General features: G+C 64.2%; 14 protein-coding genes. 9 read left to right on the top strand and 5 right to left on the bottom strand.

Annotated elements, in window-relative coordinates:
• Positions 1-120 precede the first annotated feature (120 nt).
• Positions 121-1,044 carry a recombination-associated protein RdgC gene (locus tag NG898_RS21710; protein ID WP_252694369.1) on the top strand — a complete coding sequence of 308 codons (924 nt, stop codon included), beginning with the start codon at positions 121-123 and terminating at the stop codon, positions 1,042-1,044.
• A gap of 6 nt (positions 1,045-1,050) precedes the next feature.
• On the opposite strand, the gene NG898_RS21705 is transcribed toward NG898_RS21710, so the two are convergent.
• Complete coding sequence (locus NG898_RS21705; protein ID WP_252694368.1) at positions 1,051-1,704, bottom strand: glutathione S-transferase family protein; 654 nt, start codon at positions 1,702-1,704, stop codon at positions 1,051-1,053.
• A 317-nt stretch (positions 1,705-2,021) separates the two neighbouring features.
• Between NG898_RS21705 and NG898_RS21700 the strand changes: the two genes are divergently transcribed.
• Both NG898_RS21700 and NG898_RS21695 read left to right on the top strand, forming a co-directional pair.
• Complete coding sequence (locus NG898_RS21700) at positions 2,022-2,516, top strand: YunG family protein (protein WP_252694367.1); 495 nt, start codon at positions 2,022-2,024, stop codon at positions 2,514-2,516.
• Positions 2,517-2,791: 275 nt separating this feature from the next.
• Positions 2,792-3,976 carry a GGDEF domain-containing protein gene (locus tag NG898_RS21695; protein WP_252694366.1) on the top strand — a complete coding sequence of 395 codons (1,185 nt, stop codon included), beginning with the start codon at positions 2,792-2,794 and terminating at the stop codon, positions 3,974-3,976.
• Positions 3,977-3,989: 13 nt separating this feature from the next.
• Here the strand turns inward: NG898_RS21695 and NG898_RS21690 are convergent, their stop codons facing one another.
• On the bottom strand, positions 3,990-4,847 hold the full coding sequence (locus NG898_RS21690; RefSeq protein WP_252694768.1) for a LysR family transcriptional regulator: 858 nt from the start codon (positions 4,845-4,847) through the stop codon (positions 3,990-3,992).
• A 125-nt stretch (positions 4,848-4,972) separates the two neighbouring features.
• Here NG898_RS21690 and mdtD point away from each other — a divergent pair, with 125 nt between their 5' ends.
• Positions 4,973-6,391 carry a multidrug transporter subunit MdtD gene (gene mdtD, locus NG898_RS21685; protein ID WP_252694365.1) on the top strand — a complete coding sequence of 473 codons (1,419 nt, stop codon included), beginning with the start codon at positions 4,973-4,975 and terminating at the stop codon, positions 6,389-6,391.
• 27 nt (positions 6,392-6,418) lie between these two features.
• Here the strand turns inward: mdtD and NG898_RS21680 are convergent, their stop codons facing one another.
• The gene (locus NG898_RS21680; protein WP_252694767.1) at positions 6,419-6,850 is read right to left on the bottom strand and encodes a hypothetical protein; all 432 of its coding nucleotides are present in this window, start codon (positions 6,848-6,850) and stop codon (positions 6,419-6,421) included.
• Positions 6,851-7,236: 386 nt separating this feature from the next.
• On the opposite strand from NG898_RS21680, the gene NG898_RS21675 reads away from it, so the two are divergent.
• From NG898_RS21675 to NG898_RS21665, 3 genes are all read left to right on the top strand, one after another.
• The gene (locus NG898_RS21675) at positions 7,237-8,337 is read left to right on the top strand and encodes a branched-chain amino acid aminotransferase (RefSeq protein ID WP_252694364.1); all 1,101 of its coding nucleotides are present in this window, start codon (positions 7,237-7,239) and stop codon (positions 8,335-8,337) included.
• Between the two features lie 7 nt (positions 8,338-8,344).
• Complete coding sequence (locus NG898_RS21670) at positions 8,345-9,157, top strand: alpha/beta fold hydrolase (RefSeq protein ID WP_252694363.1); 813 nt, start codon at positions 8,345-8,347, stop codon at positions 9,155-9,157.
• Between the two features lie 300 nt (positions 9,158-9,457).
• Positions 9,458-10,621 carry an alkane 1-monooxygenase gene (locus NG898_RS21665; protein ID WP_252694362.1) on the top strand — a complete coding sequence of 388 codons (1,164 nt, stop codon included), beginning with the start codon at positions 9,458-9,460 and terminating at the stop codon, positions 10,619-10,621.
• A 10-nt stretch (positions 10,622-10,631) separates the two neighbouring features.
• On the opposite strand, the gene NG898_RS26265 is transcribed toward NG898_RS21665, so the two are convergent.
• Positions 10,632-10,766: a hypothetical protein gene (locus NG898_RS26265; RefSeq protein WP_392397941.1), complete on the bottom strand. Its 135-nt coding sequence runs from the start codon at positions 10,764-10,766 to the stop codon at positions 10,632-10,634.
• Positions 10,763-10,888 carry a hypothetical protein gene (locus NG898_RS26260; RefSeq protein WP_392397940.1) on the bottom strand — a complete coding sequence of 42 codons (126 nt, stop codon included), beginning with the start codon at positions 10,886-10,888 and terminating at the stop codon, positions 10,763-10,765. The genes NG898_RS26265 and NG898_RS26260 overlap by 4 nt, the downstream gene beginning before the upstream one ends.
• Positions 10,889-10,956: 68 nt before the next feature.
• Between NG898_RS26260 and NG898_RS21655 the strand changes: the two genes are divergently transcribed.
• Positions 10,957-11,856, top strand: a complete 900-nt coding sequence (locus tag NG898_RS21655; protein WP_252694361.1) for a helix-turn-helix domain-containing protein — start codon at positions 10,957-10,959, stop codon at positions 11,854-11,856.
• Positions 11,857-11,951: 95 nt separating this feature from the next.
• The gene (locus NG898_RS21650; protein ID WP_252694360.1) at positions 11,952-12,842 is read left to right on the top strand and encodes an NmrA family NAD(P)-binding protein; all 891 of its coding nucleotides are present in this window, start codon (positions 11,952-11,954) and stop codon (positions 12,840-12,842) included.
• Positions 12,843-12,855 lie beyond the last annotated feature (13 nt).

The following is a 12,855-nucleotide window of genomic DNA, read 5'->3' as shown; positions in this document are numbered from 1 at the left end:
CAAGACCTGCATATTAGTACCGGGGCCAGCCGAACGTGCCGCGCGCGCCGGGCCAGACATCGGCCATTGGGAGGAGGGGTGCCGCCATCATTTAGAATCGCGCACTTTGCCCGTACTCCCATGTGGTTCAAAAACCTTCAGCTTCATCGCCTGCCGGCACCTTGGGCCGTTACCCCTGACCAGCTTGAAAAGTGGCTGGCGCCCCACGCGTTTCAACCGGGCAACAGCGTAGAAAAGCAAACCTCCGGCTGGGCATCGCCGCGCGATGACGGCGCGCTCGTGTATTCGAACAACGGGCAGATGCTGCTGGTCTTTCGCGCCGAAAAGAAGCTGCTGCCGGCGTCCGTCATCAATCAGGTGACCAAGGCCCGGGCGCTTGAGCTGGAGGAGCAGCAGGGCTTCAAGCCCGGCCGAAAGCAACTGCGCGAACTCAAGGAGCAGGTGACTGACGAACTGCTGCCGCGCGCGTTCAGCATTCGGCGCGATACCCGTGTGTGGATCGATACCGCAAACGGCTGGCTCGTGATCGATGCGGCGTCGCAGGCGGTTGCCGACGACGTGCGCGGCCTGCTCGTGAAGTCGATCGATCAGTTGCCGCTCACGAACGTGCACGTGGCGCATTCGCCGGTTGCCGCGATGACGGAGTGGCTGCTGTCCGGAGAGGCGCCCGGCGGCTTTACCGTAGACCAGGACGCCGAGTTGCGCTCGACGGGTGAGGGCGGCGCCACGGTGCGATACGTCGGCCACGCGCTGGAGGCGGAAGACATGCGCCGGCATATCGAAGCCGGCAAACAATGCATGCGCCTTGCCATGACCTGGGACGACCGGGTCTCCTTCGTGCTGACGCCGTCGCTCCTGATCAAGCGCGTGACGCCGCTCGACGTGATCAAGGAAGCCGAAGACCCCACCGCCCAGAACGACGACGAACGCTTCGACTCCGATGTCGCACTGATGACCGGCGAGTTGGCGCGGATGCTGACCGACTTGGTCGACAGTCTTGGCGGCGATCAGCTCGACGCCATGCAACAGGCCAAAGCGGCCTGAGCTTCATCAGGCGGCTGGCGGTCTGCCGGTGAACACCGCCAGCTGTGCCTCGAACGCGCGCTGGTAAGCGGGCCGTGCTTCACCGCGCGCGACATAGGCGGCCAGGCTCGGGAATTCGTCCAGAAGGCCCGACGGCCGCAGCCGGAGCAGTACGGACACCATCAGCAAGTCCCCCGCGCTGAATGTGCCATCGAGCCAATCCGCATCGCCCAGGCGCGCAGAAAGTTGATCGAGCCGACGGCGGATGCGGTCCATGATCAGCGGCAGGCGCTCAGCGGTCCACGGCTTGTCGCCTTCCTGGAACTTGGCGGTGGTGAGTTCCAGAATCGGCGGTTCGACGGTGTTGAGCGCCGCAAACATCCACGTGATCGCCCGTGCGCGGGCATTGTTATCGTTTGGTAATAAAGCCGTGTGCTGCTCGGCGATATGGAAGACGATCGCGCCTGTTTCGAACAAGGCCACGTCGCCTTCCTCGTAGGTCGGGATCTGGCCGAACGGATGCAGGCGCAGATGCGCTGGCTCCTTCATCGCCTGGAACGAAACCAGCCGGACGTCATAGGGCTGGCCCGCTTCTTCTAGCGCCCAGCGAACCCTTGTGTCGCGCGCCAGTCCTTTGCCGCCATCGGGCGAGCGTTCAAAAGCGGTAATGGTGGGGATCATTCATGCGCTCCGATGCGTGCCTGGCGCCACCCATGGAAGCCGTGGCACCTGCGGTTGGTTTTTCAGTACGTGGGGGGCGAAATACGGCTCTACCGTCGCCGCGCTAAACAATGGAAAACTGCCTCGCCACGTTGCGTCCCAAGGATGTGCACGCCGGCGTCGAAGGTCAACCGACATTCGTTGACGCGACTCACGCCGGAAGGCACACTCGTCCCCATGCAAGCCCACACGTCCCTCACCATTGCGATCCAGCATCACGCGCATGCCCATTGGGGACGGCCTCTGGGGGCGTGCACGCATTAGCAGTCTGCAACACCATGCGCACCGAAGCCCCGCCGACCACGACGGGGCTTTTTGTTTTTGCGCGTTCCATGCGTTGTCGCAGTAACCGGGTACCCAACCTCGAATCAACCGCCGCTTTCCTATCGATGAACCAGGAAGATCAGATGCCACCCGTATCGAACCCCTTCGCAACGCCTCTCGATCTATACCGAACCATCTCGCGCGTCTGGTCTGGAGACACGTCGAGTCCGACCAACGCTTGGTCGCCGTCGAATCCTGCGCAGAATCACTGCAGCGTGACTTCGCTTGTCGTGCAGGATTATTTTGGCGGTGACATCCTCACCACGCAGACGCCAGGCGGCACGCACTTCTACAACCGGATCGACGGTAAGGCGTGGGATCTGACCGTGAGCCAGTTTGCCGAGCCGGTGCCGTATGACGACTCGCCTTCCACGCGCGAAGCCGCGTTGGTTGATACCTCGCCGGAAAAATATGCGCTGCTTGTCTCGAGGCTGAACGCGAGCAGATAGCGCGTGCTGTTGGGTATCCCGCAGCATCCGGGCGGCTTGCCGCGAATTGCTGGCGGCGCCGGGTGGGTCGTTGGCGTCGTCCTCGTACGTGTTTGACGGGGACGCACGCAACGGCAGGCACACGGGTTTTTGACGCCATTTCCAGCGTTTTTCGCTGCGAGTGATAACGCATTCACCCCCGTAGGGAGGGGGCGCCGCGCCCGATGCGCGACGACATTCCCACGTAAAATCCGGAGCGCGCGCCGCCATGCTCGGCGCCCTGTCTTGATATCCGGATGTACGTCGATCTTCTTACCCTTTATCTCCTTGCCGTCGGCATCCTGCTCGCCAGCGCTGGAATGCTGTTCTGGGAGCATCGGACCAACCCCCGCCGCAGCAAGGCGTTGCGCCTGCTGGCGGCCGGGTTTGCGACGCTCGCGCTCGGCTGCACGGCCGTGCTGTTCCGCCATGCAGTGCCTGGCGCGATGGGGGCTGCACTCTGCAACCTCATCATGCTGTGCGGCTATTTGCTGGTGCTGTCCGGCGTGGCGGCGCTGAACGGGCGGGAGTATCGCGGCGGCGCAGCGGGCGTGCTTATCGGCATGGCCCTGGTCTGGGCGATCTGGGGTGCGCAGTGGCAAGACCTCCTGTGGAACTACGTCAGCGCGATTCCGATTGCGTTGATCAGCGCGATGACGGCCCGCGAAATGTGGCGATGCGAGGTGATGAAGCCGCTGCGCCCGCGCCAACTGGTGGTGGTTGTGACGACGTTGCATGCCGTGCTCTACCTTGCCCGCGGGATCGCGCTGCCCGGCCTGGTGTCGGCATTCGGGCCAGCCATGCAGCCATTGGCCAGCAAGTTGACGATGATCGAGGGCGTCTTGTACGCGATGGTCTTGCCGATGACGTTGCTGAAGCTCATTCGGGACGAGGCACACGGCCAGCTTCTGAGCGAATCGCAGACGGACTACCTGACCCGCCTTGGCAATCGCCGTTGGTTCTTTGAGCAGGGCACACGTCTGATCGAAGGCGTCCGCAGCAACGGCCCAGTCGCTACGCTCGTGTTCGATCTGGACCGCTTCAAGGCCATCAACGACCGCTACGGACACCAGGCTGGCGACACCGTTCTCAAGGTGTTTGCGGAAATCGCGCAGGGTGTGCTTGGCCCCGGCGTAATGCTTGCGCGCATTGGCGGCGAGGAATTCGCCGCGCTGCTGTTGGGTGATGACGCGCGCCACGCAAGAACGCGGGGCGAGGCCGTGGCCAAGTGCTTTGCAGAAGCGGTTCAACGCCGCAGCGACAGCGCCGGCATTCTGGCGACAGTCAGCATTGGCATGGCAGAGTTCAACGCCGATCTGCCGTCGCTGGCGGATGGCCTGGCTTCGGCAGACAAGGCGCTCTACCGTGCCAAATCGCTGGGCGGCAATCGGCTTGAAGTTGCGCAGATTGCCCAGCAAGTCGATGAGGCCGTGCTCTCGTAACGGTAAACGTTGTTCAGTCCGTCCGCCCGGCGCGCAGGTCGCTTTTGCGGATGAGCTGTAAGAGCGTCTCCGCAGGCTTGCTCAGCCGCCGCGCAGACAACGTGATGAATTCGATTGCCGGCAGCGGCGGCAAAACATCGCCATTCACGGGCGGTACCAGCCCGCCGCCCGCGAGGTTCTGCGCGCGCACGGTAATCCCCAGCCCGCCGCGCGCCGCGGCAATACACCCGGAATGACTGCTGCTGGTGCAGACCACGCGCCACAGCCAACCCGCCGCGGCCAGCGTGTCCAGCACGATGGCGCGGGTCACGCTCGGCTCGTTGACGAGGATGAGCGGCAGCGGCTGACTCACGTCGACCACGGTACCGGGCCGCGCCAGCCATTCGAGCTGCCCTCGGAATAGCGGGACACCACGTCGGCCGCCTTCGCGGCGTTTGCCGACAATCAGATCGAGCGAGCCGTCTTCGATGCCTTCGTACAGCTTGCTGGTCATCCCCATCGTGATCTCAAGCTCGACATCCGGATGCGTGGCTCGGAAAGCGGCAAGCAGATTGGGCAGCGGCCCCTGCGCCAAGTCTTCCGAAGAGCCCAGCCGAACGCGGCCCTGCAGCCGGGGCGCACTGAACTGCAGCTCGGCGCGCGCCAGGGATTCGAGGATCAGCTTCGCGTGAACGAGTAACGCCTCCCCGTCGGGCGTAAGCGACACCGAATGGGTGTCGCGCACAAATAACCGCCGGTTCACGCTTTGCTCAAGCCGGCGGATGTGATCGCTGACCGACGATTGCGACAGGTCAAGCTGCCGCCCGGCCTCCGTAAAGCTATGGGCGGCGGCCACCGCGGCGAAGGTTTGAATCCAGACGGGATTGAGCATGCGGGCATTGTTATCGGGTTTTCCGATAACAGTCAACGTCTCTAGAGGGGTTCCCGATTGGCCGTCCGTCGGTAGCATTGCGGGTGGATGTCCGGCGCTTTCCGGGCAGGTATTCCAGGATTCACATGCAGACCGCTTCAACTCCCGCCGCCCCGCAGAACGCCTCCCACAAGGCCATGCTGTGGATCGTCTTTGCCGGCTTCTTCATGCAGGCGCTGGACACAACCATCGTCAATACCGCCCTGCCATCCATGGCGCGCAGCCTGGGTGAAAAGCCCCTCGACCTGAAATCGGTGGTGGTGGCCTACACGCTCACCATGGCCATGCTGACGCCAGCATCAGGGTGGCTGGCAGACAAGTTCGGCACGCGGCGCGTTTATTTCAGCGCGATCCTGATCTTTGTTCTCGGTTCGGTGTTCTGCACGATGGCACACACGCTGCCGCAACTGGTGATCGCACGCGTGCTGCAGGGGATTGGCGGATCGATGCTGTTGCCGATCGGCCGGCTGGCGGTGCTGCGCAATATTCCGGGCGAGCAGTACATCGCAGCGTTGGCCTTCGTGTCGGTGGCGGGGCAGGTTGGTCCGCTCCTGGGGCCCGCCCTGGGCGGTTGGCTTGTGCAGGATGTCTCGTGGCACTGGATTTTCCTGATCAACGTGCCGGTGGGTTTCGTCGGACTGTTTGCGGTACGGCGCTATCTGCCGCAGGACGCCGTGCGCGCCGTGGCGCCATTCGATTGGCTTGGCTGCGGGCTGCTGTCGTTGTGCATGGTGGCGTTCTCGCTAGCGCTCGAAAACGGTGCGCGTAGCCCGTGGAGGGTGGCGCTAATCGCCGTGAGCATCGTCAGCGCGCTTCTTTATGTTCCGCACGCAAGGCGGCGTGTGGCACCGCTGTTCCAGCTTGCGCTCTTTCGCGAGCCGAACTTCAGCATTGGGCTGATCGGCAACCTGTTCTGCCGCATCGGTTCCGGCGCCGTGCCATTCCTGTTGCCGCTGCTGTTCCAGTTGCAGCTTGGGTATTCGCCGTTCTATTCCGGGTTGCTGCTATTGCCGATTGCCGTTGCCGGCATGCTCGCCAAGCGCTGGGTCGTCCCGCTTGTGAACCGGTTCGGATACGACGTGTTTCTCCAGGTCAACACGTGGGTCGTCGGTGTCTCGATTGCCTCGTTTGCGGCCATGTCGCCGGGCTGGCCGCTGGTGCTATCGATCGTGCAACTGTCGGTGTTCGGATGGGCCAATTCGATGCAGTTCGCGGCCATGAACAGCATCACGCTCAAAGGCTTGTCGCATCAGGATGCGGGCAGCGGCAACAGCTTGTTCTCGATGGTGCAGATGCTCGCAATCGGCCTGGGCGTATCGATCGGGGGCGGGCTTGTCAGCCTTTTCTCGGTCAAGCTTGGTGTGGCCGCGCCGGCTTATCGGCTGGCGTTCTTCACCATGGGCGTCGTGACCGTGTTTTCTGCGTGGATTTTTCGCAAGCTCGACGGCAAGCCCATGCCGGTTCGTGCCAAGAACGTAGAAGCCGAGGCTGTGCAGGCGCGCTAAGGATTGCAGGGTCAGCGTAGGCCGGGCTCATCCGCGCATGCGCAGAAGATCGGCGTAAGAGACTAATTTGCGCTTCCCCGCTCCGAGCGTCTTGCGCTTTGACGTTGATCGGCCTGGCTTGCTGCGTTCGAACTTGGCCGCAGCACGTGCGTCTTCCTTGGCATGCACGCTGGCTGACTTAGTTTCTGCCTTGACGCGTTCCGCTTCCAGTCGTGCGGCTACCCGTTCTTCGCGGGCAACTTCTTGCGCGGCCGAGAGGATTTCTGCCTTGAGTTGATCACGTCGCTGTTTGGCGGCAACGCGGGCGGCCTGCAGTTGCTCCTTCCGTTGCCGGAGCCAGTCTTTCCGGCTCACTGGCGCGGGCCGAGCCTCCGCCGGCACGCTCAGGCGCAATGCTCGGCTGGCGGCAATTTTTTCGGCGTGGATCTGGCGACGCGAATCGCGTTTCGCATCACTCATGGTGCGCAACGCTCCCTGGCGGCACCGTTGTGCCGCCGTGTACCAGCAGGGGATGGCGAGTCATGACATTCATTCCGTCAACCGTACCATAGGGTTTCAAGTCCCGCAGGGGTGATGCCCGCCCATCAAGCCTTCTGGCGCCCGTTCCGGCCGGCGCGCGAATGCCCGGGCGACGGCGCTATTCCGGTGCGGTATTCCTCCTCAGTCAGGCGGCGTCTCGGCCATGGAGCTACGGCGCTTGATGCCCCTGGGCGCCCGTCCAACCGCCTTGTTTTTCCGGCGCCTGCAATACCGTATGTGCGTGAATACGCAACCAAATTGCATCGCCGTTGGCGCAAAATAGCGGTTTGGGCATTTTTGTGCCCCCTCGCACTCTTGGAGACGGTATGAACAACGTTGTCGAATCGGCTATTTCGATCGAGAAGCGCCCGAACCCTGTTCCGGCGGAAGAGCGGGCGCGCCTGCTGGAAAACCCAGCTTTCGGCCGCGTCTTCACGGATCACATGGCCACCATTCGCTACACCGAAGGCAAGGGCTGGCACGACGCCAAAATCGGCGCGCATGGCCCGATCCAGTGCGATCCGTCCACGCTGGTGCTGCACTACGCACAAGAAATCTTCGAGGGCATGAAGGCCTACCGCCTCCCGGACGGCGGCGGTGCGCTGTTCCGCCCGGAGGCGAACGCGCGCCGGTTCCAGAACTCCGCCAAGCGCCTGGCAATGCCCGCGCTGCCGGAAGATCTCTTCCTGCAGGCCGTGCGCGAGCTGGTCAAGCTCGATCGTGACTGGATTCCGTCGGGCCAGGGCTCGTCGCTGTACCTGCGCCCCTTCATGATCGCCACCGAAGTGGTGCTGGGCGTGAAGCCGTCGGCCGAATACCTATTCTGCGTGATTGCCTGCCCGGTGGGCGCGTACTTCAAGGGCGACGCATCGTCAGGCGTCACGATCTGGGTGTCGGACAATTACACGCGCGCCGCGCCCGGCGGCACGGGCGAGGCCAAGTGCGGTGGCAACTACGCCGCCAGCCTGGTCGCCCAGGCGGAAGCCACCCGCGAGGGCTGCGACCAGGTCGTCTTCCTCGATGCGGTGGAGCGCAAGTGGATTGAAGAGCTGGGCGGCATGAACGTCTTCTTCGTCTTCGATGACGGTTTGCTGCAGACGCCGCCGCTGACCGGCACGATCCTGCCCGGCATCACGCGCGATTCGCTGATCACGCTGGCGCGCGGCATGGGCCTGACCGTGCGTGAAGAGCCGTACTCCATCGACCAATGGCAGGCCGACGCCCAAAGCGGCCGCCTGCGTGAAGCCTTTGCCTGCGGCACCGCCGCGGTTGTCACGCCCATCGGCAAGGTCAAGGGCCACAAGCACAACTTCACCATCGGCGATGGCAAGGCAGGCGAGCTGACGACCAAGCTGAAGGCGGCGCTGGTCGATCTGCAGAACGGCCGCGCACCGGACCCGCACGGCTGGCTCGACCGCCTGTTCTGAGACCGGGATGGCTGAGTCGCTTTCTGCGGTTTCGGCGGATGGCGCCGAGGCATGGATCACCACACCCGATGGCCGTCTCCATGCCAGGCAGTGGGGCGGCCCGTTAGACGATGCCGCCAAACCGCCCATCGTGCTACTGCACGATTCGCTCGGCTGTGTAGCGCTGTGGCGTGATTTTCCGCAGCGGCTGGCGCAGTCGACCGGGCATGCGGTCATCGCCTACGACCGGCTCGGCTTCGGCCGATCCGACGCCTTTCCGGGCCAGCTCGATCCGGGCTTCATCCAGCAGGAAGCGTACGGTGGCTTTGCCGCGCTGATCGAGCAGCTTGGCGTAGACCGCTTCATCGTCTTCGGCCACAGCGTTGGCGGTGGGATGGCCGTGTCGATTGCGGCGGCGTATCCGGGCCGCTGCGCGGGGTTGATTACGGAGTCGGCGCAGGCGTTTGTGGAAGAGCAAACGCGCGAGGGCATCCGCGTTGCCCAGGCACAGTTTGCCGAGCCTGGTCAGATGGGCCGGCTGGAGCGCTATCACGGCAGCAAGGCGCAATGGGTGCTGGATGCGTGGGTCAACACGTGGTTGTCTCCGGCGTTTGCGCAGTGGTGCCTTGACGACGCGCTGCTCGCTGTGCGCAGCCCCGTGCTGGCGCTGCACGGCACCGAAGACGAATACGGCTCGACTGCGCAGCCCGAGCGCATCGTCACGCTGGCCGGTGCGCCCGCCACGCTCAAACTCGTGCAGCGTTGCGGGCACGTGCCGCATCGGGAGCAGGAGGCCACTGTGCTCGAAGCGGTCAACACGTTCCTCCCCACATTCGCCTGATCCGCATTGCCCGCCGGCGCCTTCGGGGGCTGGCATAAACGGTTGTTGTGAGTCTGTGTTCAGGTGCGTCGCACCAAAATCGAACGACCGTTTTTAAATCGTCCGTTTCAATCACCTGCTTTTTTCTCGCCTCCAGAGGGCCGCGCGGCGGCCGCTTTGTTTGGAGTTTCGCGCCTAGTTTCTGGCGTTGGTCTCTTCTCCTGCTGCGCCTATAACGCAAGCGTCGGGCACGACCCCGGCGGCGCACGCATGTGCGTACACAAGCCAAGCCACCCAGCGGGGCAAAACAGGAGGAAGACAATGGCAACACCCGGCATGGTCGCGTCCGTGGAATGGACCGACGGCAAGCGCTATCTCTGGATGCTCGGCGCGCTGACCATCACGCTACCCATCATCGCAGCCGTTTCGGCGCTTGCGACGGGCTGGCATCCGCTCTGGTGGGCGGGGCCGTTCATCGTGTTCACGATCATCCCGCTGCTCGATTTCCTGATTGGCGACGACCGCGACAACCCGCCCGAAGACGTCGTCCCGACGCTGGAAAAACAGCGTTACTACCGCCGCATCGTCTACCTGGCGACCACCGTGCTCTACGTGAGTTTTGCGGTGGCGATGTGGGTGCTGCGCACGTATGACCTGGCCTGGTACGACTACATTGCGTTCGCGTTTTCGGTGGGCGTGGTGACGGGCATCTCGATCAACACCGCGCATGAGCTTGGTCACAAGACAGACCGTTTCGAGCGGTGGCTCGCGAAGATCACGCTGGCCCCAGTGGCCTACGGGCACTTCTATGTGGAGCACAACCGCGGCCACCACGTGCGCGTGGCCACACCGGCCGATCCGGCAAGTGCGCGCTATGGCGAGTCGTTCTGGGAATTTTTGCCGCGAACGGTGGTAGGTAGCGTCAAATCGGCGTGGGCATTGGAGAAGCGCCGGCTGGAACAGCATGGCCACTCGGTTTGGTCCTGGCGCAACGATGTGCTCAATGCCTGGGCGATGACGGTGGTGCTGTGGGGCGTGTGCATCGCGTTTGTCGGGCTGAAGGCGGTGCCGTTCCTGATCATCCAGGCCATCTACGGCGCGTCGTTGCTGGAGGTGGTGAACTACCTGGAGCACTACGGCCTCTGCCGCCAGCAATTGCCCAGCGGCCGCTACGAGCGATGCACGCCGCAGCATTCATGGAATAGCAACCACGTGGTGACGAACCTGTTCCTGTATCAATTGCAGCGGCATGCCGATCACCACGCCAACCCAACGCGGTCATTCCAGGCGCTGCGGCATTTTGAGCATTCGCCTCAGCTGCCTGCCGGTTATGCCGCAATGATCCTGATCGCCTATGTGCCGCCGCTGTGGTTTCGCATGATGAACCCGCGCGTGGTGGCGCATTACAAAGGCAACATGTCGCTGGCGAACATCAAACCGTCGATTCGCGACAAGGTGCTCGCGCAGTATCCGGCGCGCGCCTGAGCCGCCGGCGTTAGCGCCGCGCCACCAGGTGCTGCACAACTTGCGGGCCGTAGCGCTCGGTGTGCGGTGCGTCGGCTGCCAGGTGGAATGTGTCGCCGGGCCGGCGGACGGGCTCGGCGCCGTCTGCGCAGATATGAATTTTCATGCCAGGATGAGCGCTTTCGCTTCGAACGGGTGCGTGCCCAGCTCGCCCGCGTCTCGCGTAACGAGGACAAGTTCGGTAAAGCCCTCCGCTCTTAGCGCGCTGACGAATGCGTCGCGATCCATCGGCGTGTCTCCATAGGGCGCCGTATGGGCGCAGAATGTCGAGGCGCCACCGAACCTCCGCCCCTGCCATGAACGCCTTCACGCCCGCCGCCTTGCTTGAACCCGCTTCCGTCAGCCTGCGCTCCAGCGAGGGGCTCGGTTGGGACGGCTTTGCCGCAACGCTGCTCGGTATCCGCCCCGGCACGTATCGCGTGCCCGCCATGGCGCATCACCGCGTCACCGTGCATGTCGGCGCACCCGTGCGGACGAACTGCGTATGCGACGGCCGCCGTTATTCGGGCATCCAGGCCCACGGCGATGCGAACGTGATTCCCGCCGGCCTGCCTGGCATGTGGACGGACGATGCCGACTGCCGGATTCTGCGCATCGCCATCACCGACACGTTTGTACGCAGCATCGGCGAACAGATGGGCGCACCGGTAGACATGCCGCCGCGACTGCAATGGCGCGATGCGCGCGTCCATCATCTTGCCGCTGCGCTGGGGGCCGAACTGGAGGCGGAAGACACCTCCGATGCGTTGTATGCGGAAAGCCTGTGCACAGCGCTGGTCGTTCGTCTGCTGAACAGCAGTCGGGATGTGGCTGCCGGGGCGGTCAACAGCCCTCGCACGCTGGCGCCCCGCGTGGCGGCACGCGTGATCGACTACATTGAAGCCCATCTGCATCAGCGCCTGACGCTGGCCGAACTGGCGGCGCAGGCCGGCATGAGCGTGCCGCATTTCAACGTGCTGTTTCGCGCAACGCTGGGTGTTCCGGTGCATCGCTATGTCGTGCAGCGCCGCGTGGAACGCGCGAAAGCGCTGCTGTTGGAAGGCCGCTGCAGCGCGTCGCAGGTCGCGCTCGAGGTCGGCTTCGCGCACCAGAGCCACATGACGCAGTGGATGCAACGGTTGCTCGGTGTGGGCCCGCGTGACATCGCGCGCGCGGGCAAGGCTGCGGCTGCTTCTGTGGACACGCTGGCCGGGTAGCCAATCCTCCGAATCTGCCAGATTCCTCCGTTCCTGCAAGTCGGGTTTGCGGGGCCGCTCTAAGCTCGTGCCTCCCACTTGAGAGGGGCGCGAACATGTTTGTCATCTTTGGGGCGTCGGGCAAAGTTGGCCACGCCACCGCCACGGCACTACGCAACGCGGGCCGGCCAGTGCGCGCGGTGATGCGCCATGCCCGGCAAGGCGAGGCGCTGGCCAAGCTCGGCTGCGACATTGCGATTGCCGACCTGACAGATCCGGCCTCCGTCGCATCGGCCATCAAGGGCGCCACGGGCGTGCAGATTCTGTGTCCGGTGCCGGTGCGTGATGCAGACCCGGCGTCGACCATGGAGCGCATGATCGACGTGGCCGCCGATGCGCTGCGCGCCAACCCGCCGTCGGCTGTCCTGGCCTTGTCCGATTACGGCGCAGAACTGGACCGGGGCACCGGCCTGACGCGGCTGTTTCATCTGCTGGAAGCGCGGCTGAAGCCGCTGGCGACGCACCTGACGTTGCTGCGTTCAGCAGAGCACGCGCAGAACTGGGCGGCGATGCTGCCCGTCATGCTGGCAACGGGACGGCTGCCGAGCCTGCACCAGCCGCTGGACCGCGCGTTTGCGACTGTCGCCACGCAAGACGTTGGTGCGCTGGCCGCCGAATTGTTGCTGGAGGCGCCATCGGCCAAAACGCCGCGCATCGTCAGCGTGGAGGGCCCGCGTCGCGTGAGCCTGACCGACGTCGCGCGCACATTCAGCGCCGTTATCGGCCGAGAGATTGTTGCCGACGCCGTGCCGCGCACCGCTTGGGCGCCGATGCTGCAACGCGCCGGTCTGAGCACGAACCATGTACAGCTCATCACCGAACTGTACGACGCGGTCAACGCGGGGCAGATCGACGTGGAGAAGGGCGTGTCGGAGCAGCGTTTCGGCAAGACCGAGCTGCACGATGTGTTTGCCTCGATGCTCGCGGCGCACGTGCAGTCGAGATAGTTTGGGGAGTCGT

This window comes from Ralstonia mojiangensis (genome assembly GCF_023955645.1).
Taxonomy (GTDB): Bacteria; Pseudomonadota; Gammaproteobacteria; order Burkholderiales; family Burkholderiaceae; genus Ralstonia; species Ralstonia mojiangensis.
The sequence above is the reverse complement of the archived record's forward strand: the minus strand, read 5'-3'. Positions and strand labels throughout refer to the sequence as shown.

What these genes read in the sequence shown, in the direction of transcription:
- NG898_RS26265 (WP_392397941.1), bottom strand. Translation starts at nt 10,766, where the DNA reads ATGAAAATTCATATCTGCGCAGACGGCGCCGAGCCCGTCCGCCGGCCC.
- NG898_RS21705 (WP_252694368.1), bottom strand. Translation starts at nt 1,704, where the DNA reads ATGATCCCCACCATTACCGCTTTTGAACGCTCGCCCGATGGCGGCAAA.
- NG898_RS21665 (WP_252694362.1), top strand. Translation starts at nt 9,458, where the DNA reads ATGGCAACACCCGGCATGGTCGCGTCCGTGGAATGGACCGACGGCAAG.
- NG898_RS26260 (WP_392397940.1), bottom strand. Translation starts at nt 10,888, where the DNA reads ATGGATCGCGACGCATTCGTCAGCGCGCTAAGAGCGGAGGGCTTTACC.
- NG898_RS21650 (WP_252694360.1), top strand. Translation starts at nt 11,952, where the DNA reads ATGTTTGTCATCTTTGGGGCGTCGGGCAAAGTTGGCCACGCCACCGCC.
- NG898_RS21700 (WP_252694367.1), top strand. Translation starts at nt 2,022, where the DNA reads ATGCGCACCGAAGCCCCGCCGACCACGACGGGGCTTTTTGTTTTTGCG.
- NG898_RS21680 (WP_252694767.1), bottom strand. Translation starts at nt 6,850, where the DNA reads ATGAGTGATGCGAAACGCGATTCGCGTCGCCAGATCCACGCCGAAAAA.
- NG898_RS21710 (WP_252694369.1), top strand. Translation starts at nt 121, where the DNA reads ATGTGGTTCAAAAACCTTCAGCTTCATCGCCTGCCGGCACCTTGGGCC.
- mdtD (WP_252694365.1), top strand. Translation starts at nt 4,973, where the DNA reads ATGCAGACCGCTTCAACTCCCGCCGCCCCGCAGAACGCCTCCCACAAG.
- NG898_RS21670 (WP_252694363.1), top strand. Translation starts at nt 8,345, where the DNA reads ATGGCTGAGTCGCTTTCTGCGGTTTCGGCGGATGGCGCCGAGGCATGG.
- NG898_RS21675 (WP_252694364.1), top strand. Translation starts at nt 7,237, where the DNA reads ATGAACAACGTTGTCGAATCGGCTATTTCGATCGAGAAGCGCCCGAAC.
- NG898_RS21695 (WP_252694366.1), top strand. Translation starts at nt 2,792, where the DNA reads ATGTACGTCGATCTTCTTACCCTTTATCTCCTTGCCGTCGGCATCCTG.
- NG898_RS21690 (WP_252694768.1), bottom strand. Translation starts at nt 4,847, where the DNA reads ATGCTCAATCCCGTCTGGATTCAAACCTTCGCCGCGGTGGCCGCCGCC.
- NG898_RS21655 (WP_252694361.1), top strand. Translation starts at nt 10,957, where the DNA reads ATGAACGCCTTCACGCCCGCCGCCTTGCTTGAACCCGCTTCCGTCAGC.